Consider the following 5,101-nt stretch of genomic DNA (forward strand, 5'->3'; position numbering starts at 1 on the left):
GGCTTCGGGGCGGGGCTGGACGAGGCACGCGCGGCGGCGGTCGTGCCGGTGGTGCTGCGGCTGCTGGGGCGGGCGGCGTGAGGAGCGGCGCGGGCGCGGGAGGCACGGGCGTGGCGGCGCGGGACACGGAGACGGAGAAGGGGGCGGAACGCATGACGGGCCAAAAGGTGGGCGAGACGGGCGGGGTGGGCGAGGTCCTTCCCGAGGGGGAGCGCTTGCGGCGCTGGCGGCTCGTGCTCGGCGGGGACCGGGGCGCGGAGGGGACGGGGGTCTCGCTGAGCGGGCGGGACCTCGCGATGGACAAGGCGCTCGCCGCGCTCTACGGGGGACGGGACGGCGGCGACGGGCAGGCGCGGGGCGCGCGGCGGCAGGGCGGGCTCGGCGGTTCGGCGCCCGACGTGGCGCGCTGGCTGGGCGACATCCGTACGTACTTCCCGACGTCCGTCGTCCAGGTGATGCAGCGGGACGCGATCGAACGGCTCGGGCTCGCCGCGCTGTTGCTGGAGCCGGAGATGCTGGAGGCGGTCGAGGCGGACGTGCACCTCGTCGGCACGCTGCTCTCGCTCAACAAGGCGATGCCCGAGACGACGAAGGAGACCGCGCGGGCCGTGGTCCGCAAGGTCGTCGAGGAGCTGGAGAAGAAGCTCGCCGCGAAGACCCGGCAGACCGTCACGGGCGCGCTCGACCGCAGCGCGCGCGTGAACCGGCCCCGGCACCAGGACATCGACTGGAACCGGACGATCGCGGCGAACCTGAAGAACTACCTGCCCGAGTACCGCACCGTCGTGCCCGAGAAGCTCATCGGGTACGGGCGGGCCGCGCGCGGCGTCAAGAAGGACGTCGTCCTCTGCATCGACCAGTCGGGCTCGATGGCCGCCTCCGTCGTCTACGCCTCCGTGTTCGGCGCGGTGCTCGCCTCGATGCGGTCGCTCGCCACCCGGCTCGTCGTCTTCGACACGTCCGTCGTCGACCTCACCGACCAGCTCGACGACCCCGTCGACGTCCTCTTCGGGACGCGGCTCGGCGGCGGTACGGACATCAACAGGGCGCTCGCGTACTGCCAGTCGAAGATCACCCGGCCGAGCGAGACGGTCGTGGTGCTCATCAGCGACCTCTACGAGGGCGGCATCAAGGACGAGATGCTGAAGCGGGTCGCCGCGATGAAGGCCGCGGGCGTGCAGTTCGTGACGCTGCTCGCGCTCTCCGACGAGGGCGCCCCCGCCTACGACCACGAGCACGCGGCGGCCCTCGCGGCCCTCGGCGCCCCCGCCTTCGCCTGCACGCCCGACCTCTTCCCGGAGATCATGGCCGCCGCCATCGAGAAGCGCCCCCTGCCGGTCCCCGACCCCGAGACGGCCCCCGCCGGGCGGGGGCCGCGGTGAACGGGGCGGCGGTGCGGGAGCCCGTAAAACCCCAGCTCAGAGGCCCCACGCGGGCGGCACCCCGTGCCAGTGGCAGGGGCACGCTGTGACAGGTATCACCGCTGCGCCCGTACCTCGCGATTTAGAGACCACGGCGGGACGGCGATAGCCTGGCAGGCGGACATGCCGCGTACCCGGAACAACGACGTGTGCGCTTCTCTCAGTGACGAAGGCCAGCTGTCACGCCGCCCTGACGCGGCACGCCCACGGATTGACAGACCGCACAGCGGCAAGATCACGGAGTAGGGACGGACGCGCGTGGACCTGTTCGAGTACCAGGCGAGGGACCTCTTCGCCAAGCACGGTGTACCGGTGCTGGCCGGTGAAGTCATCGACACGCCTGAGGCGGCGCGCGAGGCGACGGAGCGACTGGGCGGCAAGGCTGTCGTCAAGGCGCAGGTCAAGGTGGGTGGCCGCGGCAAGGCCGGTGGCGTGAAGCTCGCCGCCGACCCGACCGACGCGGTCGAGAAGGCCGGTCAGATCCTCGGCATGGACATCAAGGGCCACACGGTCCACAAGGTGATGCTGGCCCAGACCGCGGACATCGCGGAGGAGTACTACGTCTCCTTCCTCCTGGACCGCACCAACCGCACCTTCCTCGCCATGGCCTCCGTCGAGGGCGGCATGGAGATCGAGGAGGTCGCCGCGACGAAGCCCGAGGCGCTCGCGAAGATCGCCGTGGACGCCAACGAGGGTGTGACCCCCGAGAAGGCGCGCGAGATCGTCGACGCCGCGAACTTCCCCGAGGACGTCAAGGACGGCATCGCCGAGGCGCTCCAGAAGCTGTGGACCGTCTTCGTCGAGGAGGACGCCCTCCTCGTCGAGGTCAACCCGCTGATCAAGTCCGGTGACGGCAAGATCATCGCGCTCGACGGCAAGGTCTCGCTCGACGAGAACGCCGACTTCCGCCAGCCGGAGCACGAGGCGCTGGAGGACAAGGCCGCCGCGAACCCGCTGGAGGCCGCCGCCAAGGCGAAGAACCTCAACTACGTGAAGCTCGACGGCGAGGTCGGCATCATCGGCAACGGCGCGGGTCTCGTCATGAGCACCCTCGACGTCGTCGCGTACGCCGGTGAGAACCACGGCGGCGTGAAGCCCGCCAACTTCCTCGACATCGGCGGCGGCGCCTCGGCCGAGGTCATGGCGAACGGCCTGGAGATCATCCTCGGCGACCCCGACGTCAAGTCGGTCTTCGTCAACGTCTTCGGCGGCATCACCGCCTGCGACGAGGTCGCCAACGGCATCGTGCAGGCCCTCGAACTGCTCAAGTCGAAGGGCGAGAACGTCAGCAAGCCGCTCGTCGTCCGCCTCGACGGCAACAACGCGGAGCTGGGTCGCAAGATCCTGTCGGACGCCAACCACCCGCTCGTGCAGCGCGTGGACACCATGGACGGCGCGGCCGACAAGGCCGCCGAGCTCGCGGCTGCGAAGTAAGGGAACGGGTCACCACACCATGGCTATTTTCCTGACCAAGGAAAGCAAGGTCATCGTCCAGGGGATGACCGGCGCCACCGGCATGAAGCACACCCGCCTCATGCTCGGCGACGGCACCAACATCGTCGGCGGCGTGAACCCGCGCAAGGCCGGCACGAGCGTCGACTTCGACGGCACCTCCGTCCCCGTCTTCGGCTCCGTCGCCGAGGCGATCAAGGAGACCGGCGCCGACGTCAGCGTCATCTTCGTGCCGCCGGCCTTCGCGAAGGCCGCCGTGGTCGAGGCGATCGACGCCGAGATCGGCCTCGCCGTCGTCATCACCGAGGGCATCGCCGTGCACGACTCGGCCGCCTTCTGGGCGTACGCGCAGAGCAAGGGCAACAAGACCCGCATCATCGGCCCGAACTGCCCCGGCCTCATCACGCCGGGCCAGTCGAACGCCGGCATCATCCCGGGCGACATCACGAAGCCGGGCCGCATCGGCCTGGTCTCGAAGTCCGGCACGCTGACGTACCAGATGATGTACGAGCTGCGCGACATCGGCTTCACCTCCGCCGTCGGCATCGGTGGCGACCCGGTCATCGGCACCACGCACATCGACGCCCTGGCGGCCTTCGAGGCCGACCCGGAGACCGACCTCATCGTCATGATCGGTGAGATCGGCGGCGACGCCGAGGAGCGTGCGGCCGACTACATCAAGGCCAACGTCACCAAGCCGGTCGTCGGCTACGTCGCGGGCTTCACCGCGCCCGAGGGCAAGACCATGGGCCACGCCGGCGCCATCGTCTCCGGCTCCTCCGGCACCGCCCAGGCGAAGAAGGAGGCCCTGGAGGCCGCCGGTGTCAAGGTCGGCAAGACCCCGACCGAGACCGCCAAGCTGGCCCGCGCCATCCTCAACGGCTGACACCCCCAGGGCCGCCCAGGCCCGAGGGAGCGCCCGCACGTTCCGCCCGCGCCCCGTCCCCGTACCGCGATTCGCTTCGCGCGTGGGGGACGGGGCGCGGGCGTTTTCCGAGGGGCGGCGTGCACGTGCGGGCCGCCCGCCGTGCCGAGGAGCACGGGCGCCGCGCGGGCGGGGTGCTCACGCCGCGACGCGGAAGTGGGTCGTCAGGTGGCGTTCGCCCGGGGCGAGTACGTGGTAGGCGAGGCCGGGCGGCTGGGTGTCGTCGGCGTGGCCCTCGCCCTCCCAGGCCAGCCGCAGGGCGTACGTGACGGCCGGGGCCGAGCGGAGCGCGACGCCCGCGAAGCTCGTCGCCGCGGCGGTGTGCGCGTGTCCCGTCAGGAGGGCGAGGACGCGGGGGTGGCGGGCGAGGAGGTCCGCCAGGTCCTCGGGGCGGGTGAGGCGGAGGCGATCGGGGAGCGGGTGGTGGAGGCGGGCCGGGGGGTGGTGGAAGGCGAGGACGGCGGGGACGTCGTCCGGCAGCGCGGTCAGGCTCGTGTCGATCCAGGCCAGTGTCCCGGCGCTCAGCGCGCCCGCGCTCGTACCGGGAATGCTGGAGTCGCACATGAGGACGGCGAGCGCGGGCGCGCCGTCCCGCCGCAGGACGCGCAGTTCGTCGACCGGCCCGTCCCCGCTCGCCCCGTCCCCGCTCGCCCCGTCCCGCAGGACCTTGCGGTAGGCGCGGCGTTCGTCGTGGTTGCCGGGGCAGGTCAGCACGGGGAACGGCAGCCCGGCGAGGACGGCGGCCACCTCCTCGTACTCGCTCTCGGCGCCGTGGTCCGCGAGGTCCCCCGTGACGAGGAGCGCGTCCACGGCGTCCCCCGCCGCGCGGACCCGGTCCACGGCGGCACGGGCCCGCGCGGCGGCGTACTCCGTTCCGTCGAGGTGCAGGTCACTCAGGTGCGCGAGAAGCATGGGTCCCCCTCCGGCTCGTGGGCGGCGGCGCCGCACCGGGCCTCGCACCACGCGTCTTCTAACGGTTAATCTTTCTTTTAACGTGAGAAACGTAGGGGGTCTCCGGATGAGTGGTCAAGAGCGCCCGCATGATGGAGGGATGACCGAGCAACCGGAGGAGCGCCGCTGGGCCGCGCTCTCCCTCGCGAGCACCATTCGCCACGACGGTGACGGCGGGGTCGCCGACGATCTCGACACGCTCGACGGGTTCCGCGCGTGGCTCGCCGAGGCCGCGCCGCTCCTGCCGGGCGCGGACACGGACGCGTGGGAGGCGACGGAGGCGCTGCGCGGCGAGGTACGGGCGCTGCGGGGCGCGGTACGGGCCCTGTTCGCGCGCGGCGTGCGGCCCGGC

Annotated in this window: 5 protein-coding genes; 4 read left to right on the forward strand and 1 reads right to left on the reverse strand. The window is 72.0% G+C overall.

Going from position 1 to position 5,101, the window contains the following annotated elements; genetic code table 11:
- Nucleotides 1–152 precede the first annotated feature (152 nt).
- The 3 genes from G3I42_RS31690 (at nucleotide 153) to sucD (ending at nucleotide 3,759) form a co-directional block, all read left to right on the forward strand.
- Nucleotides 153–1,382, forward strand: a complete 1,230-nt coding sequence (locus tag G3I42_RS31690; RefSeq protein WP_203607614.1) for a VWA domain-containing protein — start codon at nucleotides 153–155, stop codon at nucleotides 1,380–1,382.
- Nucleotides 1,383–1,679: 297 nt separating this feature from the next.
- Complete coding sequence (sucC, locus tag G3I42_RS31695) at nucleotides 1,680–2,855, forward strand: ADP-forming succinate--CoA ligase subunit beta (RefSeq protein ID WP_164291135.1); 1,176 nt, start codon at nucleotides 1,680–1,682, stop codon at nucleotides 2,853–2,855.
- Between the two features lie 19 nt (nucleotides 2,856–2,874).
- The gene (gene sucD / locus G3I42_RS31700; protein WP_164291136.1) at nucleotides 2,875–3,759 is read left to right on the forward strand and encodes a succinate--CoA ligase subunit alpha; all 885 of its coding nucleotides are present in this window, start codon (nucleotides 2,875–2,877) and stop codon (nucleotides 3,757–3,759) included.
- A gap of 177 nt (nucleotides 3,760–3,936) precedes the next feature.
- Here the strand turns inward: sucD and G3I42_RS31705 are convergent, their stop codons facing one another.
- Nucleotides 3,937–4,710, reverse strand: coding sequence for a metallophosphoesterase (locus tag G3I42_RS31705; RefSeq protein WP_164291137.1), 774 nt, complete (start codon nucleotides 4,708–4,710; stop codon nucleotides 3,937–3,939).
- Between the two features lie 139 nt (nucleotides 4,711–4,849).
- Between G3I42_RS31705 and G3I42_RS31710 the strand changes: the two genes are divergently transcribed.
- The coding region (locus G3I42_RS31710; protein WP_203607615.1) for an ABATE domain-containing protein at nucleotides 4,850–5,101 on the forward strand (252 nt) is incomplete at its 3' end.

It is taken from the genome of Streptomyces sp. SID11385 (assembly GCF_010548245.1).
Taxonomy (GTDB): Bacteria; Actinomycetota; Actinomycetes; order Streptomycetales; family Streptomycetaceae; genus Streptomyces.